The organism is Variovorax sp. YR752 (assembly GCF_943372545.1).
Window position 1 is genome coordinate 20907 of record NZ_CALRZC010000025.1, and the last position, 25497, is coordinate 46403.

Below are 25497 nucleotides of genomic sequence, written 5' to 3' on the forward strand. Positions count from 1 at the left end.
GGCATGTCACTCCGTAGCGATGCGCAGCGCCGCGCCGGTGGCCAGCGGTGCCAGCAGCACCGAGGCGATCAGCAAGGCGCCGAGCAGGGAAAAATGGCCGCGTGTCGAGATGCCGGCCTCGGCAGCCGACACCGCACCGGCGCCGAAGATCAGCGCCGGAATGCACAGCGGCAGGATGATCAGGATCAGCAGCACCGCGCCGCTGCGCAGGCCCAGTGTCAGCGCCGCACCCAACCCGCCGAGCAGGCTGAGGATGGGCGTGCCCAGCAGCAGCGTCAGCGCCAGCGTGAGGTTGGCCGGCGCGCTGAGGTCGAACAGGATGCCGAACAGCGGCGCCGCCAGCACCAGCGGTGCGCCGGTGACGACCCAGTGCGCCAGCGCCTTGGCCGCAGCGATCAGCCACAGCGACTCGCCCGACAGCAGCATCTGCTCGAGCGAGCCGTCGGCATGATCGCCCCCGTAGAGCTGCGTCAGCGAGAGCATCGCCGCGAGCAGCGCGCAGACCCAGACCACGCCCGGGGCGATCTGGCGCAGCGTCTGCGGCTCCGGGCCAACGCCGAGCGGGAACAGGCTGACCGCGACGAGGAAGAAGGCGATCGGCAGCAGCGCCTCGACGCGCCGCCGCGCCGCCAGCCGCAGGTCCCGCGCGACGATGGTGGCGAAGGCGCTGCTCATTGCACACGGTAGGCATCGAGCTGCAGCACGACCGGCGCCGGCTCGCGCAGCGTCAGGTCGATGTGGCTGGTCAGCACCGCGGCGCCGCCGCGCGCGGCGTGCGCGGACAGCGCTGCGTCGAGCATCGCGGTGCCCTCGGCGTCGAGCGCATCGTAGGGCTCATCGAGGATCCAGACCGGCGCCGCGGCATCGAGTTGCAGCCGCGCCAGCGCGACGCGTCGGCGCTGGCCCTGCGACAGCGTGCGCACCGCGGCACGGCGGCGACTGAACAGTCCGACACGCTTGAGCGCCTCGCTGCAGCCGGCCTCGTCGCCCGCATGGCCGTGCAGCCGGGCGAGGAACTGCAGGGCCTCCAGCACGCTGAGATCGTCTTTCAGCGCATTGGCGTGGGCCAGGTAGCACAACGAGCGGCACCAGGCCGCACCGGCACGGCGCAGCGGCACGCCGCCCCAGGTCACCGCCCCCTCGGCGGGGGTGGACAGGCCGGCCAGCAGTCGCAGCAGGCTGGTCTTGCCGCTGCCATTGGGCCCGCGCAGCCAGACGATCTGGCCGCTCTTCAGTTCGAAGTCGAGGCCGCGGAACAGCAGCCTGTCGCCACGGCGGCAGGCGAGGTCGCTGGCCGCGAGCGCGGGGCGGGAAGAAGGCACGGGAATGGGGCGCGAAACGCTGGAAACCCCGAATGATGCCGCAAACACCTTCGGCTTCCCTTATCGGGCATCAATCAGGCTTGAACGGGAACGGTTGATGCATGCTGCACCTGCACATCAACCTGTGCGGAGGGCCTGCCATGCTCGACACCACCACCACGCTCTTCTCCCACGTCAAGCCGGGAGACACCGCCTGGCGCAGCGACGGCCTGCGCGACTTCTTCCTCTACAAGGACCTGGGCGTCGAGGCGGCCACGCATGGGCGCGTCATCGCGCAACGGGTCAAGGCCAACATGGCACCCGAAAAGGGCACCGGCTGGCACCGCCATGAAGCGGACTTCCACATCGTCATCATGACCAAGGGCTGGGCGAAGTTCATGTACGGCGACCAGGAGACGCTGGTCTCGGCCGGCGACTGCGTGCACCAGCGCCCCGGCATCGTGCACTACCTGTTCGACTACTCGCCGGACATGGAGTACATCGAGATCGTCGGCCCGGCCGACTTCAAGACGGTCGAGATGCCGGCGCCGGCGGAGGTGCCGGCGCCGCAGGGCTGGGCCTGATCAGAACTCCATGTCGAGTTCCTCGATCTCCTCGGGTTCGCTGCGCGCCGCGGCGACCCACTCCTGCATCTCCGGCATCGCCATGATGGTGCGGCAGTAGTCGGTGCAGGGCTTGTTCAGCTTGACGTCGTAGCTGAGGAAGCGGGTGGCGACCGGCGCGTACATCGCGTCGGCCATCGTGCGCTGCCGGCCGAACAGGTAGGGGCCGCCGTAGGTGGCCAGGCATTCGGTCCAGATCTCGACGATGCGGTCGATGTCGGGCTGCGCGCCGGCCCAGATCTTGAAGCCCGGGTGGCGCGCCTTGAGGTTCATCGGCAGAGACGCGCGCAGGTTGGCGAAGCCGGAGTTCATCTCGCCGCTGACCGAGCGGCAGTGCGCGCGCGCGATCCGCTCGGCCGGCATCAGGCCGGCATCGGGGCAGATCTCGGCCAGGTACTGCGCGATCGCCAGCGTGTTCCACAGCTTCGCGCCGTCGTGCGTCAGGCAGGGCACGCGGATCGAGGGCGCCAGCAGCAGCAGTTCCTTGCGCGCATCGGCGTCGTCCGGCGAGACCATCACTTCGTCGAAGTCCAGCCCGGCGAAGCGGCACAGCAGCCAGCCGCGCAGCGACCACGACGAGTAATTCTTGCTCGACAGCGTCAACGAGGCGCGCGTTCCGGCGCGTCGTGGCGCCTTCGCCGGCGCGGCCTTCTTGCGCGCGGGTGCCTTGGAGCGGGTGGGCGTGGCAACGGGCGGCATGGTGGAGGCCTTGGTCCAGGGAGGTGGCGGTGCAACGAGCAATCCACATGCCACGCGCGCTGCCTTGGCGCATTAGTTGCTCGCTCCAGGGTGATCACCGCTTCGGGAGACCTGATTGATGTACCACGCCTACCAGGCCCATGCCGACGTGATGTGGCCGCTGCGCACGATGGCCCGCGCCGCGGTGCCGATGCTGCTGGACGACAGCCTCGGGATGGGCGGCCACCCGCCGCACCGCCAGGTGGCCGCAGCCTGCGAGGTGATGCGCCTGGCCGAAGTGACGCACCGCCGGCCGGACTGGGGCATCGCCAGCGTGCACGCCCAGGGCCGTGACTGGGCGATCGCCGAAGAGGAGGTGCATCACGCGCCCTTCGGCACGTTGCGCCGCTTCGCCAAGGTCGGCGCACCGGCGCAGCCGCGTGTGCTGATCGTCGCGCCGATGTCCGGCCACTTCGCCACGCTGCTGCGCGACACCGTTCGCACCGTGCTGCAGGACCACGACGTCTACATCACCGACTGGCTGAACGCACGCGACGTGCCGCTGTCCGAGGGTCGCTTCGGCCTGGACGAGTACATCGAGCACGTGATGCAGTTCCTCGCCGCCATCGGCCCCGGCACGCACCTGATGGCGATCTGCCAGCCCTGCGTGGCGGCACTCGCCGCCACCGCGCTGATGTCGGAAGACGAGCACCCGGCCACGCCGGCGAGCCTGACGCTGATGGCCGGCCCGATCGACTGCCGGATCGAGCCGACCGCGGTCAACCAGCTGGCCACCACGAAACCGATCGAGTGGTTCGAGAAGAACCTGATCAGCCTCGTGCCCTGGCGCTTCGCCGGCGGCGGCCGGCGTGTCTACCCCGGCTTCGTGCAGCTCAGCGCGTTCATGAGCATGAACAAGGAGCGCCATGTCAACGCCTTCCGCGACTACTACGTCGCGCTGGTCGAGCAGGAGCACGACAAGGCCGAAGCCACGCGGACCTTCTACGAGGAATACATGGCCGTGGCCGACCTGCCGGCCGAGTTCTACCTCGAGACGGTGGAGCGCGTGTTCCAGACCTACGACCTGCCACGCGGCGAACTGATGTTCCGCGGCCGGCGGGTCGACCCGTCGTCGATCCGCCGCACCGCGCTGGTCACCATCGAGGGCGAGCGCGACGACATCTGCGCCGTCGGCCAGACGCTGGCTGCGCAGGACCTGTGCAGCAGGCTGCGCCCCTACATGCGCACGCACTACGTGCAGCCGGGCGTCGGCCACTACGGCGTGTTCAGCGGGCGGCGCTGGCAGAACCAGATCTACCCGCTGGTGCGCGACGTCATCCACGTGAGCGGCTGAGCGCACGAGGCGGCGCTCAAGTCGCTGCCGGATCGGCCGAAATCCCGCGAATCGAGGTGCGTCCGGGCGAGGCGCGCCCGGACCTCGGAGACCACGGCACATGACAGCACGCCTTTCCCTGTTCGGACCCGGCATCCTGCTGATGCGCCGGCTGCGCATTCCCGTCAAGATGATCGTGATGGGGCTGTTCCTGCTGGTCCCGTTGCTCCTGCTGCTGCTGGACACCTACCGCACCGGGCAGGCCGACCGCAACTTCGCGCTATCGGAACTGGAAGGCACCCGCGTCGTCCAGGCGGCCAATGCGCTGGTCGGCCAGGTGCAGACGCACCGCGGCCTGACCAATCGGGCGCTGTCGGGCGATGCCGCTGCGCGCGATGCGCTGCCGCAGGCACGCGGCGAGTTCGACCTTGCATTGCGCACGCTGGACGCCGCCATCGCTGCCACCGGGCGCTTCGACGCCGCCGACCTGTGGTCGGCGAGTCGTGCCCCGTTGGCCGCGCTGGCCGAGGGCCGCCACGAGACCCGGCGCCAGGAGGCCTTCGCCCAGCACACCGCCGCCGTCGAGCAGCTGCGGCAGTTGATGCTGCTGGTGGCCGAACGCTCCGGCCTGCTGCTCGATCCGCAGGCGCAGACCTTCTTCCTGATGGACATCGCCGTCGAGCGCATGGTGCCGCTGTCCGAGACGCTCGGCCTGGCGCGCGGCCAGGGCGCCGCGATCCTGGTGCGCGGCGACGCAAGCAACACCGAGCGGGTGCAGATCCTCGGCCGCATGGACCTGCTGTCACGTCAGCTGGCCGATCTGCGCGGCAAGATCGAGGCCCTGCAACGCACTGGGACGCCGCCGCCTGGCGCCTGGGAGCCGGCATTCGCCGCCGCCGACGCCTTCGGCCAGCATGTGCGCAGCGTCTTCGAGGCCGATGCGATCGAGGGTGACCCGGCGGCATTCTTCGACCGCGGCAGCCAGGCGCTGGCGGCACTCGCAAAGCTCGACCAGCAGGTGCTGGCAGAGCTGGAGGGCGCACTCACGCAACGGGCGCAGCACAGCCTGCGCACGATGGCCGTGCAGATGAGCGTCACGCTGGTCGGCGTGGCGCTGATGCTGTACTTCGCGATCTCGTTCTACCTGAGCTTCGCCGGCTCGTTCAAGGCGCTGTCGCGCGGCGTCGAGGCCGTGGCCGGTGGCAACCTCGAGCATCGCGTCGAAATCCGCGGTGCCGACGAACTGGCCGACATCGGCGGCCTGCTCGAAGGCATGAACGCACGCCTGTCGGGCATGGTCGCCGAGATCCGCAGCAGCGCAGTGCGTGTCGGCCAGGCCGGCCAGCAGGCGGCGGCCAGCAGCGAGGCGCTGTCGCAGCGCACCGACGAACAGGCCGCCAGCCTGCGCCAGACGGTGGCCACGGTCGGCCAGCTCAGCGCGGCGGTGGCCTCGAGCGCCGACGCCGCCCAGGAACTCGACCGCATTGCCGGCGCGTTGCGCGTGCAGGCCGAGGCCGGCGGCGAGGCGATGCGCGCGACCGTCGGCTCGATGGACGCGCTGCAGGGCAGCTCGAAACGCGTCGGCGAGATCATCGGCGTGATCGACGGCATCTCGTTCCAGACCAACATCCTCGCGCTGAACGCCGCCATCGAGGCGGCGCGTGCCGGCGAGGCCGGTCGCGGCTTCGCGGTGGTGGCCGCCGAGGTGCGCCAGCTCGCCCAGCGCAGCAGCGCGGCGGCGGGCGAGATCCGCACGCTGATCGCCGCGTCCAGCGGGCAGGTCGGCGCATCGGTGGGCCGCATCGAGGGCGTCAGCCAGACGCTGGACGCCGTCGTCGCCGGCGTCAAGGATGTCTCGGAGCGGCTGCGCAACATCGCGTCGGCGAGCGCCGAGCAGAGCCAGGGCCTGCGCGAGATGAGCCAGAACGTCGGCAACCTCGACGAGATCACGCGCCAGAACGCCGCGATGGTCGAGGAGTCGGCCAGCGCCTCGCAGGACCTGGTCGAGCGCGCCGGCCTGCTGACCAGCGCGGTCGCCTCGATCCGCCTGCGCCAGGGCAGCGCCGACGAGGCGCGCGACCTGGTCGAACGTGCCATCGGCTGCATGCACGAGCACGGCTACGAAGCCGCGTGCCGGCTGATGCGCGACCGGGCCAACGGCTTCGTCGATCGCGACCTGTACGTCTTCGTCGCCGACCGCGAGGGCCGCTACCTGCTGCACGCCGCGCGGCCCGAGAAGGAAGGCTCGCGCATCCACGACGTGCCGGGCATCGACGGTGATCGTTTCGTCGTCGACGCCTGGGAGCGCACCGAACGCGGCGGCGGCTGGATCGAGTACGACATCCTCAACGCCGAGACCGGCGTGGTGCAGCCCAAGGCCTCGTACATGCAACGCTTCGATGAGAAGCGGGTGGTCGGCTGTGGCGTCTACCGCACCACCACCGCCGCAGCGGCACCAGCTCAGTCGCGGCTGGCCGGCATGAAGGCGCCGGTCGCGCCGCCGGCGGCCGCGCTGGGCGCGGGCCGCCTGGTGCCCGCCAGATAGCTCCACAGCACAGGCACCACCACCAGGGTCAGCAGCGTCGAGGTGATCACGCCGCCGATGATGGCGCGGCCCATCGGCGCCTGCAGTTCGCCCCCGTCGTTCAGCGCCAGTGCCAGCGGCAGCATGCCGAAGACCATCGCCGCCGTGGTCATGACGATCGGCCGCAGGCGGATCAGGCCGGCCTGCAGCAAGGCGTCGGCCACCGTGGCGCCGGACTGATGCGCGCGGTTGGCGAAGTCGACCAGCAGGATCGCGTTCTTCGTCACCAGGCCCATCAGCATCACCAGGCCGATCATCGAGAAGACGTTGAGCGTGCTGCGCCACAGCAGCAGCGCCAGCATCACGCCGATCAGCGACAGCGGCAGCGAGGCCATGATGGCGATCGGCTGCAGGAAGCTGCCGAACTGGCTGGCCAGCACGATGTAGATGAAGATCACCGCCAGCGCCATGGCGCCGAGCATGGCGCCGAAGGCCTCCTGCTGTTCGCGCGTGGCGCCGCCGACGTCGAAGCGCAGCCCGGCCGGCAGCGTGGTGGCGTCGACCAGTTTCTGCACATCGGCGCCGACGTCACCAGCAGGCCGGCCCTGCACGCCGGCGAAGATCGCCTCGCGACGCTGCAGGTTCTGGCGGCGGATCACCTCCGGGTTGGTCACCGGCTCGATGGTGGCCACCGCGTCGAGCGTGATCGGCGTGCCCTCCTTCGAGAACGCCACCGGCAGCGACCCCATCTGCGCGACCCGCTCGCGCTGCGCCTCGGGCAGGCGCAGCAGCACCTCGACCTGCTCGCCGTCCGGCGTGGTCCAGTAGGTGCCGACCTCGCCGTTGACGTAGGCACGCAGGCTGGCGGCAATCTGCGGCGCGGTCACCCCGAGTTCGCGCACCGCGCCGGGCTTCAGGCGCACCGCGTAGGCCGGCAGGCCGGGCTTGACCGACAGCTCGACGTCGGCGATGCCGGGAATCGTCTTCACCTTCTCCGCGAACTCGCGCGCCGCCGTGGCCAGCGCCTGCGGGTCGCTGCCGAGGATGGCGACGTAGATCGGCCGGTCGAAGCCGACCGAGACCTCGATGCCGGGGATGCGCGCGATCTCGCTGCGGATCGCATCCTCGACCTGCTTCTGCGTGCGCCTGCGCTCGCGGCGGTCGACCAGGCCGATGTTCAGCGAGGCCTGGTTGCGCCCGACCGCGAGGCCCGTGCCCTGCCCGCCGACGTTGGTGGAGATGGTCTTCACCTCGGGGAAGGCGGCGACGATGGCCTCGACCTGGCGCACCTTCTCGTCGCTGCGCGCCAGGCTGGAGCCGACCGTCATGCGGATGGCGATCTGCGTGAAGCCCTGGTCGGTCTGCGGGATGAACTCGCTGCCCACCAGCGGCGCCAGCGCCAGCGCGCCGACGAAGCTGGCCGCACCGACGCCGAGCACGATCGCGCGATTGCGCCCGGGCCGCTCGAACACCCAGCGGATCAGGCGTTCGTAGACGGCATGCAGCCCATCCATCGCCCGATCGACCACGCCGATCAGCTGCGCGACGCCGGGAATCCGGCGCGCATGCGCGCCCGGTGGATCGGGCCAGCGGCTGGACAGCATCGGGTCGAGCGTGAAGCTGACGAACAGCGACACCAGCACGGCCACGGTGACGGTGATGCCGAAGGGGTAGAAGAACTTGCCGACGATGCCGCCCATGAAGGCCACCGGCACGAACACCGCACAGATCGCGAAGGTGGTGGCCATCACGGCCAGGCCGATCTCCTCGGTGCCCTCGCGCGCGGCGGTGAAATGGTCCTTGCCGAGGTGGACATGGCGCACGATGTTCTCGCGCACCACGATCGCGTCGTCGATCAGCAAGCCGATGCACAGCGACAGCGCCATCATCGTCATGAAGTTCAGCGTGAAGCCGAAGGCATGCACGGCGATGAAGCTGGAGATCACCGCGATCGGCAGCGTCAGCCCGGTGATGATGGTGCTGCGCCAGGAGTGCAGGAACAGGAAGACGATCGCCACCGTCAGCAGCGCGCCCTCGATCAGCGTGTGGCGCAGGCCCTCGAGCGAGCCCTTGACGAAGTCGCTGTTGGCATAGACCAGGCGCAGTTCGACGTCGGCCGGCAGCGTCTTGCGCACCTCGTCCATGGCCGTCTTGATCGCCTCGCCGGTGGCCACCACGTTGGCGTCCTGCTGCTTGAAGACGTTGAAGTTGACGGCGCGCTGGCCGTTGATGCGCGCCACCGTGTCGGCCTCGCGTTCACGCTCGACCACGCGGCCGAGGTCGGCCAGGCGCAGCGGCAGGCCGCCGCGCTGCGCGACCACCATGTCGGCGAACTGGCGCGGGTCGGCGACGCGGCCTTCGACGCGCAGGATGGCATCCTGCGTCGAATCCGACAGCAGGCCGACCGGCTGGTCGGCATGGGCGTCGCGCAGCCCGGCGGCCACCTGGGCCGGCGTGATCGCATAGGCGCGCAGGCGGTCCGGGTCGAGGTCGATGCGCACCTCGCGCCTGGCCAGGCCCGACACCTCCACCGTGGCCACTCCCTCGACCCGCTGCAGCCGCCGCGCCACCACCTGATCGGCGAGGATGGACAGCTCGCGCGCGCTGCGCGTCGGCGAGATCAATGCACTGACCACCACCGGGCTGCTGTTGTCGTTGTTGAAGCGCGCCACCGTCGGCGGCTTGGCGTCCTCCGGGAAGGCGCCCTGGACCACCGCGATGCGGTCGCGAACGTCCTGCATCGCACGCGCCATGTCGGCGTTGAGCGTGAACTCGACGCTGGTCTGGCTGCGACCCTCGAAGCTGCGCGAGGTGATCTGCTTGATGCCGGCGATGCTGTTCAGCCCCTCCTCGACCAGCTTGGTGACCTCGCGTTCCACCGCCTCCGGTGAGGCGCCGGGGTAGGCGACGTCGATGAAGGCCACCGGTGGCTGCACGTCGGGCATCTGCTCGACACCCAGGCGCGCGTACGAGAACAGGCCGAGCACGCACAGCGCGACCATCACCATGGTCGCGAACACCGGGTTTCCGATCGACACTCGTGTGATCCACATGGCAGGCTCCTCAGCGCAACGCAGAGGTCGAGGCGGCCGAGGCCACCGCCGCCGCACGTGCCACGACCGTCGCCTTGCTGCCCTCGCGCAGGCTGTCGAAGCGCGCGGCCAGCACCTGCGCGCCCGGCGACAGACCGGAGACGATCTCCACCCGGCCCTGCGCCTCGTCGCGCCGGCCCAGCGTGACCGCGCGACGCGCCAGCACGCCGCCCTCGATCACCCAGACCTGTGCAGCGCCGGCCGCCCCCGTCACGGCGAGCAGCGGCAGCGTGAGCCGCTGCTCCGGGTCGGGAAGGGTCGCCGAGGCGACCGCGTACTGGCCGGCACGCAGCCGCTCCTTCGGATTGGCCACGCTGACGGTCACGCCGATCGCCCGCGTGCCCGCCTCGGCGGCCGGTGCAATGCGCTCGAGCCGGCCTTCCACCAGCCCGTCGCCCCCCTCGACGCGCAGTTGTACCGGCAAGCCCGGCGCCAGCAGCGCCACTTCGTGCGTGCCGACGCTGCCGGCCAGCTCCAGCGTGGCGAGGTCGACGATCGTCAGCACCGGCTGTTCGAGCGCCAGCTTCTCGCCGGCCAGGGCATGCCGCTTGGCGACCAGGCCGGCGATCGGCGCCACCAGGGCGCCGTCGCGCAGCCCCAGCCTTGCGATGGCCAGTTGCGCCTGCGCCGCCTCGAGGCCGGCCTTGGCAGCCTCCAGCGACGAACGCGAAGCGTCGAGCGCCGTCGGGGAGATGAACTGCTGGTCGGCCAGGCGCTGGTTGGAGGCATGGACCCGTTCGGCCTGGGCGAACTGGGCGCGGGCCGATTCCACCGTGGCCGCCCGTTCGGCGACGCGGCTGCCCAGGTCGGCCAGGTCGATCTGGCCGATCACCTGCCCGGCACGCACCCGGCTGCCCTCGCCCACCGCCAGCGACAGCAGCGTGCCGCTGGCCTTGGCGCGCAGCACGGCGCTCTGCGGCGCCACCAGCGGGCCGGAGAAGCTCAGCCGCAGCGGCAGGCTCGCCGGCAGCGGCTGCACCACCTCGCGCGGGGTGAACTCGAGCGTCGGGTCGGGCGCCTTGGCGTCCTTGCCTGCGCCGCCCAGACCGCTCATCTTCGCGGCGCCCAGGGCCGCCGCCACCACCAACAAGCCTGCCCCGCCCAGCCAGATCGCCTTGCGCATCTCTTGTTCCTCCCTGGTTCGCTCTCGTGAAGCGGGGCCAGTCTAGGAACGCCGGGCGATTTCTCCATCCCGCATGCGACAGGCCGCGGGGGCGGGGTGACGAACTGCGCCGCCAGCCGACGGACGGGCCGGCGCAGGGATGGACGGTACCGGCCGCTCAGGCCGGCAGCTTGAAGCGGGAGACTTCCTCGGCCAGGCGAATCGCCTGCTCCTTGAGTGACGCCGCGGCGGCCGCGGTCTCCTCGACCAGCGCCGAGTTCTGCTGCGTCATGCCGTCGAGGTCCTGCACGGCCTGGGTGGTCTGGCTGACGCCGGTGGCCTGCTCGTCGGCACCATTGGCGATCGCGGCGAGCAGCCGGTTGACCTCGTTCGCGCTGCTGACGATCTCGCCGATGGTCGCACCGGCGTCGCGCACGATCTTCGCGCCGCCGGCGACCTGGTCGACGCTCTCGGTGATCAGGCCCTTGATCTCCCGGGCCGCCTCGGCCGAGCGCTGCGCCAGTGCGCGCACCTCGGAGGCGACCACCGCGAAGCCGCGCCCGGCCTCGCCGGCACGGGCCGCTTCGACCGCCGCGTTGAGCGCCAGGATGTTGGTTTGAAACGCGATGCCGTCGATCACGCCGATGATGTCGCCGATCCGGCTCGAGGAGGCGTGGATGCCTTCCATCGTCGTCACCATCGTGCCGATGATCTCGCCGCCGCGCTCGGCCAGCGAGGCGTTGCCGCGCGCGATGCCGGCCGCCTGCTGCGCCTGCTCGGAGGTTGCCTTCACGGTGGAGGAAATCTGGTCCATCGCTGCAGCCGACTGCTGCAGGTTGGCCGCTGCCTGTTCGGTGCGGCTGGACAGGTCCATCGAGCCGTCGGAGATCTCGGAGGACGAGTGAACGATGTTGTCGGAGGCGCCGCGCACCTTGCCGACGATGCCGCGCAGCGAGGCCTGCATGTCGGCGAGAGACCCCATCAGCCGGGCCGCCTCGTCGTTGCCCCAGGGGCGCGGCTGGGTGGTCAGGTCGCCGGCGGTCATCGCCTCGAGGTGCTTCTGCACCTCGCGCAGGCCGCCGTGGGTCACCAGGTAGAACGAATAGAAGAGATAGGCGGCGGTGAACAGCGACAGCACCACGACCGCCGTGACCCAGGCACGCTGGGCGGACAGGCCGGAGCGGCGCAGCTCGAGCAGTTGCTCGAGCTTGTCGAGCGTGCGGCTCTGCGCGCCGTGCAGTTCGTCGATCACCACGGCGCCGGCCGCGAGCCGGGCATCGTCGGCCGAGCGCGAGGCCGCCAGCGCGTGGAAGTCGTGAAGCTGCTTGCGGATCTCCTCGTCGCGCAGCAGCTGGCGGAAGGCGGGCTGCAACTGGTAGACCTTGGGCAGGCCAGCGGCCCAACGCTCGTCGTTGAGGTCGCCCAGTGCCTCGGCGCGTGTCATCCACAGCACCATGTCGTCGGAGGCCGGCAGGCCGCGCGCCAGGGCCTGCGCGGCGTCGCGAAGACGCACCGTGGCCTCGACCACCATCGGCAGTGCAGCGGTCACGCCGTCCATCAGGTAGTAGCTGTCGAGATCGGGATCGAGCGTCAGGTTGGAACCGTCCGCAGCCTGGGTGAGCAGCGCCGTCGCGGCGTCGACCCGGCCGGTGAAGTTGGCGTAGGTCCTGGCCCAGTCACCAGCGGCAACCGCGGGCGACATGCCCTTGAGTGCTGCCAGGGCCTTCGACGTGCCCAGCGACGCACCGAGCCGCGCATCGATCTGCTCGACCTTGCGCAGCTGGGCTGCGTAGACGTCGTCGGCGCGCGCCGGGGCGGCGCTGTCGCCACCCTTCAACTGCGCTGCCGCGGCCAGTGCTCGCTGCTCCTGCACCAGCTTCAGCAGCGGCAGCACCTCGCGTGCATAGTCGACGCCTTCCAGTTCCTTGCTGGTGAAGTCGATGGCAGCCGCCTTGTCGCCGAAGTAGTTCCAGCCCAGCACCAGCACCGGCACGACCAGAACCGACAGGATGATCATCGCCTTGGCGCGGAACTGGATGCGCCGGAACAGCTTGACGCCCGGCGCCCAGGCACCGTGGTGGCGGAAGAACTCGATCAAGCCGCCGGAGCCGCCGCGGCGATCGTCGCCCACCGTCGCTACTGCCTTGTTCATGGAATTCCTGAAGGAGTTGACGAGTCCGCACCCGAGCGACGCCAAAAGTCACTTCTGATGCACCAACTCATTGTCGGCAACCGGCGCCGCCTTCTTGAGGTGAACTGACAGGGACTAAGCCGCCATCTTCGACGGCGACCGGGTCATTTCTGGCGAATCAGGCGATTCGCGCGGGAATGGGCGCCAACCCGGGGTGTACGTCCCCGCACTGCGCGCGGTGGCGCAAGGCGTGGTCCATCAGCACCAGCGCCAGCATCGCCTCGGCAATCGGCGTGGCGCGGATGCCGACGCAGGGGTCGTGGCGACCGAAGGTCTCGACCATGGCCGGCTGGCCGTGCAGGTCGATCGAGTGGCGCGGGCTGCGGATCGAGCTGGTCGGCTTGATCGCGATGCTGACCGTGATGTCCTGCCCGGTCGAGATGCCACCGAGCACACCGCCGGCGTTGTTGCTGGCGAAGCCCTGCGGCGTGAGTTCGTCACCATGGGTCGTGCCGCGCTGGGCGACGCTGGCGAAACCGGCTCCGATCTCGACGCCCTTGACCGCGTTGATGCCCATCATCGCGTAGGCGATGTCGGCATCGAGCTTGTCGAACAGCGGCTCGCCCAGGCCGGCCGGCACGTTGCGGGCGATCACCGCGATGCGCGCGCCGCAGCTGTCGCCAGCCTTGCGCAGTTCGTCCATGTGCGACTCCAGGCGCGAAATGTCGCTGGCGTTGGCGGCGAAGAAGGGGTTGTCCGGGATGTGCGCTTCACTCTCGAACGGGATCTCGATCTCGCCGAGCTGCGTCATGTAGCCGACGAACGAGGTGCCGAACTGCTGCTTGAGCCACTTGCGGGCCACTGCCCCGGCACCGACCATCGGCGCCGTCAGCCGCGCCGAGGATCGCCCGCCGCCGCGCGGATCGCGCAGGCCGTACTTCTGGAAGTAGGTGTAGTCGGCGTGACCGGGGCGGAAGGTCTGGACGATGTTGCCGTAGTCCTTGCTGCGCTGGTCGGTGTTGCGGATCAGCAGGCAGATCGGCGTGCCGGTGGTCTTGCCTTCGTAGACGCCAGAGAGGATCTCCACCGCATCGGGCTCGTTGCGCTGGGTCACGTGCCGGCTGGTGCCCGGGCGGCGGCGGTCGAGTTCGGGCTGGATGTCGGCTTCGGACAGTTCCATCCCCGGCGGGCAGCCATCGATCACGCAGCCGATCGCCGGGCCGTGCGACTCGCCGAAGTTGGTGACGCGGAACAGTTCGCCGAGGGTGCTGCCTGACATGCGCCGATTCTAGTCGGCGCACTCCACAGGCCCGGCTCAGTTCGGCGTGGGCTGCGTGCCGGCCTCTTCCACCGGCCAGTCGCGGATGTAGGCCTTGAGCATGCGGTTCTCGAAGTCCTGGCTGTCGACCACCGCCTTGGCCACGTCGTAGAAGGAGATCACACCCATCAGCGTGCGCTGGTCCATCACCGGCATGTAGCGTGCGTGGCGCTCGAGCATCATGCGGCGCACTTCGTCGATCTCGGTCTCGGGCGTGCAGGTCAGCGGGTGGTCGTCCATCACGCTGCGGATGGTCGTCGCGCCAACCGACCCGCCGTTCTTGACGACCGCCTGGATCACCTCGCGGAAGGTGAGCATGCCCACCAGTTCACCGTGATCCATGACCACCAGCGAGCCGATGTCCCGGTCGGACATGGTCTTCAGTCCGACCGCCAGCTGCTCTTCCGGGCTGACGGTGAAAAGTGTGCCCCCCTTGACGCGCAGGATGTCGCTGACCTTCATGATCCTCTCCTAGTCGCAAGTCGCGGCCCAATATAGCCCACAATTCCGGGCGAAGACAGCCCAGAGGAGACCCCATGCCCGGTGCCGCGGACCCCGGCTTCGACACCCTCGCGTTGCACGCCGGCGCCGCGCCCGACCCGGCCACCGGCGCGCGTGCGGTGCCCATCCACCTGAGCACCTCGTTCGTGTTCGAGTCGAGCGAGCACGCCGCGTCGCTGTTCAACCTCGAGCGCTCGGGCCATGTCTACAGCCGCATCTCCAACCCGACCAACGCGGTGCTGGAAGAGCGTGTCGCGGCGCTCGAAGGCGGGGTCGGCGCGATCGCCACGGCCAGCGGCCAGGCCGCGCTGCACCTCGCGGTGGCGACGCTGGCCGGCGCCGGCTCGCACATCGTGAGTTCGAGCGCGCTGTACGGCGGCTCGCACAACCTGCTGCACTACACGCTGGCACGTTTCGGCATAGCCACGACATTCGTCAAGCCGGGTGACATCGACGCCTGGCGCGCCGCGATCCGCCCGAACACGAAGCTGCTGTTCGGCGAGACGCTCGGCAACCCGGGCCTGGACGTGCTCGACGTCCCGGCCGTCTCGGCCCTCGCCCATGAGCAGGGCATTCCGCTGCTGGTCGATTCGACATTCACGACACCGTGGCTGATGAAGCCCTTCGACCACGGCGCAGACCTGATCTTCCACTCGGCCACCAAGTTCCTCTCCGGCCACGGCACGGTGATCGGTGGCGCGCTGGTCGACAGCGGGCAGTTCGACTGGGAACGTTCGGGGCGCTTCCCCGAACTCGCGCAGCCCTATGCCGGCTTCCACGGCATGGTGTTCACCGAAGAGAGCACGGTCGGCGCCTTCCTGCTGCGTGCACGCCGCGAGGGCCTGCGCGACTTCGGCGCCTGCATGAGCCCGCACACCGCCTGGCTGATCCTGCAGGGCATCGAGACGCTGCCGCTGCGCATGGCGCGCCATGTCGAGAACACGCGCAAGCTCGTGCAGTTCCTCGCGGCGCACCCGATGGTCGCGCGGGTCGGCTACCCGGAGCTGGAGGGCCACCCCAGCCACGCGCTGGCGAAGAAGCTGCTGCCGCGCGGCTGCGGCTCGGTGTTCAGCTTCGACATCAAGGGTTCGCGGGCCCAGGGCAAGGCCTTCATCGAGGCGCTGAAGATCTTCTCGCACCTGGCCAACGTGGGTGACTGCCGCTCGCTGGTCATCCATCCGGCCTCCACCACGCACTTCCGCATGGACGACGCGGCGCTGGCCCAGGCCGGCATCGCGCCGGGCACGATCCGCCTGTCGATCGGGCTGGAGGACGCCGACGACCTGATCGACGACCTGAAGCGTGCGCTGAAGGTCGCCGAGAAGGCGGTGGCCTGATGGAACTGACCGTGTCCGGCCGCAAGGCCTACGCCTACACCGGCGGCAAGCCTTTCGATGCCGCCCTGCCCTGCATCGTCTTCGCGCATGGTGCGCTCCACGACCACAGCGTCTGGAACCTGCTGGCGCGCTGGTTCGCGCACCACGGCCATGCGGTGCTGGCGATCGACCACCCCGGCCACGGCCGCAGCGAGGGGCCACCGCTGCCCAGCGTCGAGGCCCTGGCCGACTGGACGCTGGCGCTGCTCGATGCCGCCGGTGTGCAGCGCGCCGCGGTGGTGGGCCACAGCATGGGCACGCTGATCGGGCTGGAGATGGCCGCGCGCGCACCGCAGCGTGTGTCGGCTCTCGTGATGCTCGCCACGGCCTACCCGATGAAGGTTTCGGACGTGCTGCTGTCGACCGGCCGGGAGCAACCGCTGCGGGCCATCGACATGGTCAACGCCTTCTCGATCGGCGGCATCGCGAGCAAGCCGTCGTTCCCCGGCCCCGGCATGTGGCTTCACGGCAGCAACCGCGCCCTGATGCGGCGCATGCTGGCCTCCGGCGGCGGGCGCGCGGGGCAGAACCTGTTCGAACACGACTTCCACCTGTGCAACAACTACGCAAACGGCCTGCAGGCTGCCGCGCAGGTGCGCTGCCCGGTGACGTTCGTGCTCGGCGAGCGCGATCAGATGACGTCGCCGAAGGGCACGCGCGACTTCGCCGCCGCGTTGCGTGCGCAGATCGTCACGCTCAGCGCCGGGCATTCCCTGATGACCGAGGCGCCGGACGCCGTGTTGAATGCGACGATCATGGCCCTGGGCCGATCCGTGGAGGCCGCATGAGCACGAGCGCTGCCGATCCGAAGTCGATGAAGACCTTCGCCGACTTCTACCCCTTCTACCTGAGCGAGCACAGCAACCGCACCTGCCGGCGGCTGCACTTCGTCGGCTCGACGCTGGCACTGGTCTGCCTGGCCATGCTGATCGCCACGGGGCGGCCTCAGTACCTGCTCTACGGCCTGCTGTGCGGCTACGGCTTCGCCTGGATCGGCCACTTCGGCTTCGAGAAGAACAAGCCGGCCTCGTTCAAGCGGCCGCTGTTCAGCTTCATGGGCGACTGGGTCATGTACAAGGACATCTGGACGGGCCGCATCCCGTTCTGAATCCCGCTGATGGCGATGAACGACACGACGAGCGACGAGCACGGCCCGAGCACGATCGAGCGGCTCGTCAACGTCGTCGCACTGCCGATCGGCCGCTGGGACCGCGAATCGCGGCTGGTGTTCTGCAACTCGCCCTACCTGATGTGGTCGGGCCGCACACGCGACGAGCTGCTCGGCCGCACGCTGGCCGAGTTGTATGGCGACGAGGCCTGGGGCCGCGCGCGCCCGGCCTTCGAGCGGGCCTTCCGCGGCGCGACGACCAGCTACGAGCGCCTGCTGCGCCACGGCACGCTGGCCGGTCGCTGGGCGCGCATCCAGGTCTTCCCAGATGCCGATGCGAACGGCGAGGTGCACTCGGTGCTGACGATCGCCACCGACATCCACGAGGACGTGACGGCACGCGAGGCGCTGATCGCCTCGCGCGTGCGGCTCGACCGCTTCACCGAGAACATCCCCTATCCGCTGACCTACGTCGACCGCGAGTTCGTGCTGCGCTTCGTCAACAAGGCCTACTGCGAGATCATCGGCAAGCCGGCAGAGCAGTTGCTCGGCCGCCATATCGGCGCGGTTCGCGGCCAGCGCCGCTGGGCCGAGCACGAGCCGCACTTCCGCCGTGCGCTGGAGGGCAAGACGGTGCAGTACACCCGGCTGGTCGACGGCCTGGCCAACAACGCCGAAGGTGGCCCGCGCTGGCTGCGCACCAGCTACGTGCCGGATTTCGACGCCGGCGGCGAGGTCGTCGGCCTGTACACGGTGACGATCGACGTGCACGACCTCACCGTCGCGCAGGAACAGCTGCGCCGCAGCGTCGAGCGCGACATGCTGACCGACGTGCTCAGCCGCCGCACGATGATGGACCGCATCGAGGCCGCGCTGGTCACCGCGATGCACGAGCCGGTGGCGCTGTTCTTCGTCGACCTCGACGGCTTCAAGGCGGTCAACGACCGGCTCGGCCACCGCGAGGGCGATGCGCTGCTGATCAAGGTCGGGCAGGCGCTGCAGTCCAGCGTGCGCGCCGACGACGCCGTCGGCCGCTTCGGCGGCGACGAGTTCCTCGTGCTCGCACAGGTGCGCGGCCCGGCCGGCGCGCGCGCGCTCGCGCTGCACATGCTCGAGGCGGTTCGCAAGGTCGGCGCCGAGGTCAGCGGCGGCGGCGTCAGCGCGAGCATCGGCTACGCGCTGGCCCCTTCGGACGCTCAGCATCCGCTGAAGCTGCTGCAGGCGGCCGACGACGCGATGTACGCCGCCAAGCGCCTCGGCAAGGACCAGGTGCAGCACGCCACCGCCCGCGGCGGCGTCAGGCCCGAAGCAGCTCGGCCAGCGTGAGCCGGTCGAAGCCGGCACGATCGCGGAAGGCGCTCAAGGCCGGCGACGGCTCCAGCAGCAGCCGCGACAGCAGCGGCGCAGCCGGCGTGACCAGCGGGTCTGCCAGCAGCACGTAGCGCGCCGCACCGGGCTCGTCCAGGCGCGCCAGCCAGTCCATCTCGGTCAGCAGGTCGACGATCGGCTCGGCCTGCAGCGGGTCGACGCGCAGCGTCTCCGACAGTTCGGCCAGGCTCAGGCCACGGGCTTCGCTGCCGCGCGCACGATCGAGTTCGGTCAGCAGCGCCAGGGCGAGCGCGAAGCGCGAGCCAGGCCCGTCCGGCCAGCGCGCCACACGCATGCGCAGGCTGGGCGCGTAGGCGGCGATGACCGCGCCGAGCAACACGATCACCCAGCCGAGGTAGATCCACACCAGCAGGATCGGCAGCGTGGCGAACGCGCCGTAGACGACCGCGAAGGTCGGCACCTGGGCGATGTACCAGGCCAGGGCCTTCTTCGCCACCTCGAAGCCGACCGAGACGAACACGCCGCCGGCGATCGCGTGGCGCCAGCTCACGTGGGTGTTGGGCACATAGTGGAACAGTGCGGCCATGCCCGCGGCGAGCAGCACGAACTCGATGGTGTTGAGCAGCAGGCTGACGCCGCCCGGCAGCTCGGAGACGAGGCCTCGCGAGGCCGAGATGACGTAGGAGGTCAGGCTCAGGCTGACGCCCAGCACCAGCGGCCCGAGCGTCGCGGCCGCCCAGTAGACCAGCACGCGCTGGGCGATCGGCCGCGGCGTGCGCACGCGCCAGATCGCATTGAGCGTGCGGTCGATGGTCAGCATCAACGCCAGCGCGGCGAAGAACAGGAACACCAGGCCGACGGTGCCGAGCCGGTTCGCCTTGGCGGCGAACTGGGTCAGCGCCGTCATCACCGGCTTGGCGATGTTGTCGGGCACCAGGCTTTGCAGGAAGTACTTCTGCAGCGACTCCTGGAACGAGGCGAACATCGGGAAGGCGGAGAACAGCGCGAGCGTCACCGTGACCAGCGGCACCAGCGAGATCAGCGTGGTGAAGGTCAGGCTGCTGGCGGTCAGGCCGAGATGGTCTTCGCGAAAGCGCTGGCGCAGCGTGCGCGCGGTCTCGAGCCAGGGCCAGTGCTGCAGCGTCTCGACCAGCTGCGCCGCGCGCTCGCGCCAGCTCTCCTCGAAGCGGGCCTTCAGATGCGACGGTAGATTCATTGCTGGCATCATAGCCAGCGATGCACTCAGAACTTTCTCCTGCCGTGGCCTGGTCGCAGCGCGTGGCCGTGGCCGCCCTGCTCGGCCTGATCGCGCTCGGCCTGGCCTGGGAGCTGTGGCTCGCGCCGACCGGCAGCGGCATGCTGGCGCTGAAGGTGCTGCCGCTGACGATTCCGCTGGCCGGGCTGCTCAAGCGCCGGCTCTACACCTACCGCTGGGTCAGCCTGGTGATCTGGCTGTACTTCATCGAAGGCGTGGTGCGCGCCAGCGGCGACGGCGGCCTGTCGGCACGGCTGGCACTGGCCGAGATCGCGCTGTGCCTTGTCCTCTTCACCGCCTGCACGGTGCACGTGCACTGGCGAGTGCGCCGCCATCCGGAAGGCACGGCATGACGCTCGAGGCCACGCTGCGCGGCATCGTCGGCTCGCCCTACGTGATGCGCGGCGGCAATCTGCCCGCCTACGAGATCGACTGGCGCAAGCGCTACCGGGGTCAGGCGCGCGTGGTCGTGCGGCCGGCCTCGACCGCCGAGACGGCCGCGGTGGTGCGCGCCTGCGCGGAGGCCGGCGCGCCGATCGTCGTGCAGGGCGGCAACACCGGTCTGGTGGGCGGCTCGGTGCCCGACGGCAGCGGCAGGCAGGTGCTGCTGCACCTGGGCCGGCTCAACCGCGTGCGCAGCATCGACGCGGCCAACCTGACGATGACCGTCGAGGCCGGCTGCCTGCTGCAGGCGGTGCAGGAAGCGGCCGCCGCGAAGGATCTGCTGTTCCCGCTCAGCCTGGCCGCCGAGGGCAGTTGCACGATCGGCGGCAACCTGGCCACCAACGCCGGCGGCACGCAGGTGCTGCGCTACGGCAACGCGCGCGAGCTGTGCCTCGGCCTGGAAGTCGTGACCTCCACCGGCGAGGTCTGGGACGGCCTGGCCGGCCTGCGCAAGGACAACACCGGCTACGACCTGCGCGACCTGTTCATCGGCAGCGAAGGCACGCTGGGCATCATCACGGCAGCCACGCTCAGGCTCTACCCGCAGCCGACCACCGTCACCACGGCCCTCGCCTCGGTCGAGTGGCTCGACTCGGCGGTCGACTTCCTCGGCCTCGCGCAGGCGCGCCTCGGCGCCGGGCTGACCGGCTTCGAGGTCATGAACCGCTTCTCGCTCGATCTGGTGCGGCAGCACTTCCCGCAACTGCAGCAGCCCCTGCCTGGCTCGCCCTGGACGGTGCTGCTCGAGCAGTCGGCCAGCGACGATGCCGAACAGGCCGCACAGCGCTTCGAGGACCTGCTCGCGCTGGCCTTCGAGCGCGGGCTGGTCAGCGATGCGGCGGTCGCCGCCAGCATCGAGCAGTCGCGCAACATGTGGCACCTGCGCGAATCGATCCCGCTCGCGCAGAGCCTCGAGGGGCTGAACATCAAGCACGACATCTCGGTGCCGATCTCGCGCATCCCGGCGTTCGTGCGCAACACCGACGAACTGCTCGAGCGCGCCGTGCCGGGTGTGCGCCTGGTCGACTTCGGCCACCTCGGCGACGGCAACCTGCACTACAACGTGCAGGCCCCGGTGGACATGCCGGCCGATCGCTTTCTCGCCGAGCGCGAGTCCGAGGTCAACCGCATTGTCTACGACGCGGTGATGGCCCACGGCGGTTCGATCTCTGCCGAGCATGGCATCGGTGCGCTCAAGCGCGAGGAACTGGCACAGCGAAAGTCGCCGGTGGCGCTGGGCATGATGCGGGCGATCAAGCAGGCGCTCGATCCGCAAGGCCTGCTGAATCCGGGCCGCCTGCTCTGAGCGGCGGCTCGCCGCGCTACTGATTCAGGCCCTTCGATCGGGGACTACTGGAGCGGGCCTTTCGGACCTGCGGGCACAGGCAGCGCCATCACCTCGATGCCTTCGTCGCGCAGCGCCTGCGCATCCTCGCGGCTGGCCTGACCACGGATGCCGCGCGCCTCGACCTCGCCATAGTGGATGCGGCGCGCCTCTTCCGGGAAACGCTCGCCGACGTCTTCGGTCTGCGCCATCACCCGGCGTACGGCCTGCGTCCAGGCCGCCTGCAAGGCCACGCCGGGGTCGACCGGAGCCTCGGCTTGCTTCGTGGCCGACACGTTCAGCCGTGGCGCAGTGGGCAGGCGGCTGATCGCGCCGTCACCGCAAGTCGGGCAGTTCACCAGGCCGCGGCGGGTCTGGGATTCGAAGTCGTCGTCGGAGCCGAACCAGCCTTCGAAACGATGGTCATGAGCACAGCGCAGGTTCAGGACCTTCATGCCGCGGATTATGGTCCGCGGCAGTCCGTCACGGTGAAAAGCCGGGGATGGCCCAGCGGCCGACGCGCCAATTCTGCAACCACTGCAAGCCGATCAGCGTCTTCGCGTCGGTCACTTCGCCGGCCGCGCAGCGGCGGTCGAGTTCGTCGACCGTGCACAGTTGCAGGTCGAGGAACTCGCCATCGTCGAGACGGCGCTCGCCGGCCGTGAGGCCGCGCGCGAACCAGATCTCGATGCGCTCGCTCGAGTAGGCGATCGCGTTGTGCAGCACGCCGGCGAGGGCCCATTCGCGGGCGCGGTAGCCGGTCTCCTCGAACAGCTCGCGCTGAGCGCAGTCGCGCGTCGCCTCGCCGGCATCGAGCTTGCCGGCGGGGAACTCCAGCATCACCTGCGCGAGCGGATAGCGCCATTGGCGCTCCATCACGAGGCGGCCGTCGTCGAGGAGGGGCACGATCATCACCGCACCGGAATGCACGATGAACTCCCGCGTCGCCTCGGCGCCGTCCGGCAGGCGGATGCGGTCGCGCCGCACTTCGAGCAGTCGGCCCTGGAAGACCGTCTCGCTGGCGAGGGTCTCCTCGCGCAGGTGCACGTCGTCGGCTCTGGCCGGCGCTTCGTTCACGCCTGGCCGATCAGGAGCCGAGCGCCTTGACGATGGCCTGCGCGCACAGCGCCATCAGGCCGCCGGGCAGGATGCCGAAGACCAGCACCGCGGCGCCGTTGAGCGACAGCAGCGTGCGCACTTCACCGGTGCTGGCGATCGGGTGCGTATCCACCGGCTCGTCGAAGTACATCACCTTGACCAGGCGCAGGTAGTAGAAGGCTGCGACCAGCGACAGCAGCACGGCGATCACCGCCAGCCAGATGTACAGCGCGACGTTGGTCGATACCAGCGCCTGCAGCACCGCCAGCTTGGCGTAGAAGCCCACTGTCGGCGGAATGCCGGCCAGCGAGAACATGAAGATCGCCATCACCGCGGCGTACCAGGGGCTTCGCCGCGCCAGGCCCTTGAGGTCGTCGATCTGCTCGGCTTCGTGGCCGGCGCGCGAGAGCAGCATCACGATGCCGAAGGTGCCCAGCGTGGTGAACACGTAGGTCAGCACGTAGAACATCGACGAGCTGTAGCCGTTGGCAGCCGACAGCGTGTTGACCGACACCACCGTCGGCGTCAGGCCGAGCAGCATGAAGCCCATCTGGCCGATGGTCGAATAGGCCAGCATGCGCTTGAGGTTGCTCTGCGCGATCGCGGCGAGGTTGCCCAGCGCCATTGAGGCGACCGACAACAGGATCAGCATCTGCTGCCAGTCCTGCGCGATGCCGGACATGCCCTCGACCAGCAAGCGGATGGTGATCGCGAACGCGGCCAGCTTCGGCGCGCCGGCCACCAGCAGCGTGATCGCCGTCGGCGCGCCCTGGTACACGTCCGGAATCCACATGTGGAACGGCACGGCACCGAGCTTGAATGCGAGGCCGGAGACGACGAACACGATGCCCAGCACCAGCACGGCCTTGTTGATCTGGCCGGTGGCGATGGCCTTGAAGACCTCGCCGATGTCCAGCGAGCCGGTGGCGCCGTACATCATCGACAGGCCGTAGAGCAGGAAGCCGCTGGCCAGCGCGCCGAGCACGAAGTACTTCATCGCCGCCTCGGTGGCGGGGGCGTGGTCGCGGCGCAGCGCCACCAGGGCGTACAGGCTCAGCGACATCAGCTCCAGGCCGAGATAGACGACCAGGAAGTTGTTCGCCGACAGCATCACGTTGATGCCCAGCAGCGAGAACATCGCCAGCGTGATCAGCTCGCCCTTGAGCATCTCGCGCTCGGCCGCGTAGGGCCGCGCGTAGGCCAGCGAGACCATGGTGGCGATGGTCGCGAAGAAGGCCAGCAGGTGGCCCATCGGATCGGCCACCACCATGCGTTGCACGGCGTAGATGGTTTCGCCGGCGTCGAAGCGCAGCAGGTGAAGGATCGCCACCGCGGCGAGCGCGGCCTGCGCGAGCAGGTAGGTCGGTGTGCGGCGCGGGTGCGTGACCCACAGGTCGACCATCGCGACCACGAGGGCCGCGGCCAGCAGCAGGACTTCGGGCGCGATCGCCAGCCAGTTCATCTCGTTCATGTCAGGGCACCAGCTTGGATTGCGCCACGTGCTTGAGCAGCTCGGTCACCGAGACGTGCATCACGTCGGTGAAAGGCTTGGGGTACACGCCCATCCACAGCACCGCGATCGCCAGGATCGCCATCATCAGGAACTCGCGGCTGTTCAGGTCGGTCAGCGCCTTGACGTGTTCGTTGGCGACGGGGCCGAAGTAGACGCGCTTGACCATCCAGAGGTTGTAGGCGGCGCCGAACACCAGCGCGGTGGCGGCCAGGAAGGCGAGCCAGAAACCGGCCTTGACGGTGCCGAGGATGACCATCCACTCGCCGATGAAGCCGCTGGTGCCGGGCAGGCCGCTGTTCGCCATCGCGAAGAAGACTGCGAAGGCAGCAAACTTGGGCATGGTGTTGACCACGCCGCCGTAGGCCGCGATCTCGCGCGAATGCACCCGGTCGTAGAGCACGCCGATGCACAGGAACATCGCGCCGGAGATGAAGCCGTGCGAGACCATCTGCACGATGCCGCCGGACACGCCCAGTTCGCTGAAGATGAAGAAGCCCAGCGTGCAGAAGCCCATGTGCGCGATGGAGGAGTACGCCACCAGCTTCTTCATGTCCTGCTGCACCAGCGCGACCAGGCCGATGTAGATCACCGCGATGAGCGACAGCGCAATGATGAACCACGCCCATTCGCGGCTGGCGTCGGGCGCGATCGGCAGCGAGAAGCGCAGGAAGCCGTAGGCGCCGAGCTTGAGCATGATCGCCGCCAGCACGACGGAGCCACCGGTCGGCGCCTCGACGTGGGCGTCGGGCAGCCAGGTGTGCACCGGCCACATCGGCACCTTCACCGCGAAGGCGGCGAGGAAGGCGAAGAAGAGCAAGGTCTGCGCCGTCGCCGACAGCGGCAGCTTGTGCCAGGCCAGGATGTCGAAGCTGCCGCCGGACTTGTAGTACAGGTAGACCAGCGCCACCAGCATCAGCAGCGAGCCGGCCAGCGTGTAGAGGAAGAACTTGAAGGCCGCGTAGACGCGCCGCGGGCCGCCCCAGATGCCGATGATGATGTACATCGGGATCAGCGTGGCCTCGAAGAACACGTAGAACAGCAGGCCATCGAGCGCGCTGAACACGCCGACCATCAGGCCGGAGAGGATCATGAACGCGCCCATGTACTGGTGGACGCGGTCAGTAATCACCTCCCAGGCCGAGATCACCACGATCACGGTGATGAAAGCGGTCAGCGGCACGAACCACATCGACAGGCCGTCGACACCGAGCGCGTAGTTCACGTTGAAGCGCTCGATCCAGGGCAGCGACTCGGTGAACTGCATCGCCGCGGTGCTGGTGTCGAAGCCGCCGATCAGCGGCAGCGTGACGATGAAGCTGATCAACGAGCCGATCAGCGCCATCCAGCGTGCGGCGTTCGGATGAGAGTCGCGGCCGAGTGCGAGCAGCAATGCGCCGCAGGCGATCGGCAGCCAGATGGCCAAGCTGAGCAAACCCATGTTCTTGTT

The 25497-nt window shown here is 69.5% G+C and carries 22 protein-coding genes; 9 read left to right on the forward strand and 13 right to left on the reverse strand.

Going from position 1 to position 25497, the window contains the following annotated elements:
• Positions 1–6: 6 nt before the first annotated feature.
• Positions 7–675 (reverse strand): heme exporter protein CcmB, encoded by a 669-nt coding sequence (gene ccmB / locus AAG801_RS08610; RefSeq protein WP_341888034.1) that lies wholly within the window; start codon positions 673–675, stop codon positions 7–9.
• Entirely contained in the window at positions 672–1322 is a 651-nt protein-coding gene (gene ccmA, locus AAG801_RS08615) for a cytochrome c biogenesis heme-transporting ATPase CcmA (protein ID WP_341888035.1), read from the reverse strand. Before ccmA ends, ccmB begins: the two co-directional genes overlap by 4 nt.
• Before the next feature lie 140 nt (positions 1323–1462).
• On the opposite strand from ccmA, the gene AAG801_RS08620 reads away from it, so the two are divergent.
• Entirely contained in the window at positions 1463–1885 is a 423-nt protein-coding gene (locus AAG801_RS08620) for a cupin domain-containing protein (protein ID WP_341888036.1), read from the forward strand.
• Here the strand turns inward: AAG801_RS08620 and AAG801_RS08625 are convergent, their stop codons facing one another.
• Positions 1886–2623: a glutathione S-transferase family protein gene (locus AAG801_RS08625; protein WP_341888037.1), complete on the reverse strand. Its 738-nt coding sequence runs from the start codon at positions 2621–2623 to the stop codon at positions 1886–1888. It abuts the gene before it with no gap.
• 115 nt (positions 2624–2738) lie between these two features.
• Here AAG801_RS08625 and phaZ point away from each other — a divergent pair, with 115 nt between their 5' ends.
• Positions 2739–3956: a polyhydroxyalkanoate depolymerase gene (gene phaZ / locus AAG801_RS08630; RefSeq protein ID WP_341888038.1), complete on the forward strand. Its 1218-nt coding sequence runs from the start codon at positions 2739–2741 to the stop codon at positions 3954–3956.
• A gap of 100 nt (positions 3957–4056) precedes the next feature.
• The gene (locus tag AAG801_RS08635) at positions 4057–6480 is read left to right on the forward strand and encodes a methyl-accepting chemotaxis protein (protein WP_341888039.1); all 2424 of its coding nucleotides are present in this window, start codon (positions 4057–4059) and stop codon (positions 6478–6480) included.
• Here AAG801_RS08635 and AAG801_RS08640 read toward each other — a convergent pair.
• The 5 genes from AAG801_RS08640 to AAG801_RS08660 form a co-directional block, all read right to left on the reverse strand.
• Positions 6396–9512: an efflux RND transporter permease subunit gene (locus tag AAG801_RS08640; protein ID WP_341888040.1), complete on the reverse strand. Its 3117-nt coding sequence runs from the start codon at positions 9510–9512 to the stop codon at positions 6396–6398. The two genes, AAG801_RS08635 and AAG801_RS08640, sit on opposite strands and share 85 nt — an antisense overlap.
• Before the next feature lie 10 nt (positions 9513–9522).
• On the reverse strand, positions 9523–10674 hold the full coding sequence (locus AAG801_RS08645; protein WP_341888041.1) for an efflux RND transporter periplasmic adaptor subunit: 1152 nt from the start codon (positions 10672–10674) through the stop codon (positions 9523–9525).
• A gap of 157 nt (positions 10675–10831) precedes the next feature.
• The gene (locus AAG801_RS08650; RefSeq protein WP_341888042.1) at positions 10832–12805 is read right to left on the reverse strand and encodes a methyl-accepting chemotaxis protein; all 1974 of its coding nucleotides are present in this window, start codon (positions 12803–12805) and stop codon (positions 10832–10834) included.
• 157 nt (positions 12806–12962) lie between these two features.
• Complete coding sequence (gene aroC, locus AAG801_RS08655; protein WP_341888043.1) at positions 12963–14063, reverse strand: chorismate synthase; 1101 nt, start codon at positions 14061–14063, stop codon at positions 12963–12965.
• A 36-nt stretch (positions 14064–14099) separates the two neighbouring features.
• On the reverse strand, positions 14100–14564 hold the full coding sequence (locus tag AAG801_RS08660; protein ID WP_341888044.1) for a CBS domain-containing protein: 465 nt from the start codon (positions 14562–14564) through the stop codon (positions 14100–14102).
• A gap of 74 nt (positions 14565–14638) precedes the next feature.
• Between AAG801_RS08660 and AAG801_RS08665 the strand changes: the two genes are divergently transcribed.
• From AAG801_RS08665 to AAG801_RS08680, 4 genes are read left to right on the forward strand one after another with little or no spacing between them, the layout of a single operon-like run.
• Positions 14639–15940, forward strand: a complete 1302-nt coding sequence (locus tag AAG801_RS08665; RefSeq protein WP_341888045.1) for an O-acetylhomoserine aminocarboxypropyltransferase — start codon at positions 14639–14641, stop codon at positions 15938–15940.
• On the forward strand, positions 15940–16767 hold the full coding sequence (locus AAG801_RS08670; protein WP_341888046.1) for an alpha/beta hydrolase: 828 nt from the start codon (positions 15940–15942) through the stop codon (positions 16765–16767). The genes AAG801_RS08665 and AAG801_RS08670 overlap by 1 nt, the downstream gene beginning before the upstream one ends.
• On the forward strand, positions 16764–17087 hold the full coding sequence (locus AAG801_RS08675) for a DUF962 domain-containing protein (protein ID WP_341888047.1): 324 nt from the start codon (positions 16764–16766) through the stop codon (positions 17085–17087). Before AAG801_RS08670 ends, AAG801_RS08675 begins: the two co-directional genes overlap by 4 nt.
• A 9-nt stretch (positions 17088–17096) precedes the next feature.
• Positions 17097–18413: a diguanylate cyclase gene (locus AAG801_RS08680; RefSeq protein ID WP_341888048.1), complete on the forward strand. Its 1317-nt coding sequence runs from the start codon at positions 17097–17099 to the stop codon at positions 18411–18413.
• On the opposite strand, the gene AAG801_RS08685 is transcribed toward AAG801_RS08680, so the two are convergent.
• A complete protein-coding gene (locus tag AAG801_RS08685; protein WP_341888049.1) occupies positions 18385–19632 on the reverse strand; it encodes a YihY family inner membrane protein in 1248 nt (415 codons plus the stop codon). The two genes, AAG801_RS08680 and AAG801_RS08685, sit on opposite strands and share 29 nt — an antisense overlap.
• Before the next feature lie 20 nt (positions 19633–19652).
• On the opposite strand from AAG801_RS08685, the gene AAG801_RS08690 reads away from it, so the two are divergent.
• Together AAG801_RS08690 and AAG801_RS08695 are read left to right on the forward strand one after the other, a co-directional pair.
• A complete protein-coding gene (locus tag AAG801_RS08690) occupies positions 19653–20024 on the forward strand; it encodes a DUF2069 domain-containing protein (protein WP_341888050.1) in 372 nt (123 codons plus the stop codon).
• Positions 20021–21421 carry an FAD-binding oxidoreductase gene (locus tag AAG801_RS08695; protein WP_341888051.1) on the forward strand — a complete coding sequence of 467 codons (1401 nt, stop codon included), beginning with the start codon at positions 20021–20023 and terminating at the stop codon, positions 21419–21421. Before AAG801_RS08690 ends, AAG801_RS08695 begins: the two co-directional genes overlap by 4 nt.
• A 44-nt stretch (positions 21422–21465) precedes the next feature.
• On the opposite strand, the gene AAG801_RS08700 is transcribed toward AAG801_RS08695, so the two are convergent.
• Genes AAG801_RS08700 through AAG801_RS08715 form a run of 4 tightly spaced genes read right to left on the reverse strand, consistent with a single transcriptional unit; the run spans position 21466 to position 25488 of the window.
• Entirely contained in the window at positions 21466–21894 is a 429-nt protein-coding gene (locus AAG801_RS08700) for a DUF1178 family protein (RefSeq protein ID WP_341888052.1), read from the reverse strand.
• A 28-nt stretch (positions 21895–21922) separates the two neighbouring features.
• A complete protein-coding gene (locus tag AAG801_RS08705) occupies positions 21923–22516 on the reverse strand; it encodes an NUDIX hydrolase (RefSeq protein ID WP_341888053.1) in 594 nt (197 codons plus the stop codon).
• Positions 22517–22526: 10 nt separating this feature from the next.
• Positions 22527–24008 (reverse strand): NADH-quinone oxidoreductase subunit NuoN, encoded by a 1482-nt coding sequence (gene nuoN / locus AAG801_RS08710; protein WP_341888054.1) that lies wholly within the window; start codon positions 24006–24008, stop codon positions 22527–22529.
• A 1-nt stretch (position 24009) separates the two neighbouring features.
• Positions 24010–25488, reverse strand: a complete 1479-nt coding sequence (locus tag AAG801_RS08715) for an NADH-quinone oxidoreductase subunit M (RefSeq protein ID WP_341888055.1) — start codon at positions 25486–25488, stop codon at positions 24010–24012.
• Between the last annotated feature and the right edge of the window lie 9 nt (positions 25489–25497).

Excerpts from the sequence above, each read along its gene's own strand:
- ccmB (WP_341888034.1), bottom strand. The coding sequence starts at position 675 with ATGAGCAGCGCCTTCGCCACCATCGTCGCGCGGGACCTGCGGCTGGCG.
- AAG801_RS08660 (WP_341888044.1), bottom strand. The coding sequence starts at position 14,564 with ATGAAGGTCAGCGACATCCTGCGCGTCAAGGGGGGCACACTTTTCACC.
- AAG801_RS08700 (WP_341888052.1), bottom strand. The coding sequence starts at position 21,894 with ATGAAGGTCCTGAACCTGCGCTGTGCTCATGACCATCGTTTCGAAGGC.
- AAG801_RS08675 (WP_341888047.1), top strand. The coding sequence starts at position 16,764 with ATGAGCACGAGCGCTGCCGATCCGAAGTCGATGAAGACCTTCGCCGAC.
- AAG801_RS08695 (WP_341888051.1), top strand. The coding sequence starts at position 20,021 with ATGACGCTCGAGGCCACGCTGCGCGGCATCGTCGGCTCGCCCTACGTG.
- aroC (WP_341888043.1), bottom strand. The coding sequence starts at position 14,063 with ATGTCAGGCAGCACCCTCGGCGAACTGTTCCGCGTCACCAACTTCGGC.
- AAG801_RS08625 (WP_341888037.1), bottom strand. The coding sequence starts at position 2,623 with ATGCCGCCCGTTGCCACGCCCACCCGCTCCAAGGCACCCGCGCGCAAG.
- AAG801_RS08690 (WP_341888050.1), top strand. The coding sequence starts at position 19,653 with ATGCACTCAGAACTTTCTCCTGCCGTGGCCTGGTCGCAGCGCGTGGCC.
- AAG801_RS08670 (WP_341888046.1), top strand. The coding sequence starts at position 15,940 with ATGGAACTGACCGTGTCCGGCCGCAAGGCCTACGCCTACACCGGCGGC.
- AAG801_RS08645 (WP_341888041.1), bottom strand. The coding sequence starts at position 10,674 with ATGCGCAAGGCGATCTGGCTGGGCGGGGCAGGCTTGTTGGTGGTGGCG.
- AAG801_RS08635 (WP_341888039.1), top strand. The coding sequence starts at position 4,057 with ATGACAGCACGCCTTTCCCTGTTCGGACCCGGCATCCTGCTGATGCGC.
- AAG801_RS08715 (WP_341888055.1), bottom strand. The coding sequence starts at position 25,488 with ATGGGTTTGCTCAGCTTGGCCATCTGGCTGCCGATCGCCTGCGGCGCA.
- AAG801_RS08685 (WP_341888049.1), bottom strand. The coding sequence starts at position 19,632 with ATGAATCTACCGTCGCATCTGAAGGCCCGCTTCGAGGAGAGCTGGCGC.
- AAG801_RS08665 (WP_341888045.1), top strand. The coding sequence starts at position 14,639 with ATGCCCGGTGCCGCGGACCCCGGCTTCGACACCCTCGCGTTGCACGCC.
- AAG801_RS08640 (WP_341888040.1), bottom strand. The coding sequence starts at position 9,512 with ATGTGGATCACACGAGTGTCGATCGGAAACCCGGTGTTCGCGACCATG.
- AAG801_RS08680 (WP_341888048.1), top strand. The coding sequence starts at position 17,097 with ATGGCGATGAACGACACGACGAGCGACGAGCACGGCCCGAGCACGATC.
- nuoN (WP_341888054.1), bottom strand. The coding sequence starts at position 24,008 with ATGAACGAGATGAACTGGCTGGCGATCGCGCCCGAAGTCCTGCTGCTG.
- AAG801_RS08650 (WP_341888042.1), bottom strand. The coding sequence starts at position 12,805 with ATGAACAAGGCAGTAGCGACGGTGGGCGACGATCGCCGCGGCGGCTCC.
- AAG801_RS08620 (WP_341888036.1), top strand. The coding sequence starts at position 1,463 with ATGCTCGACACCACCACCACGCTCTTCTCCCACGTCAAGCCGGGAGAC.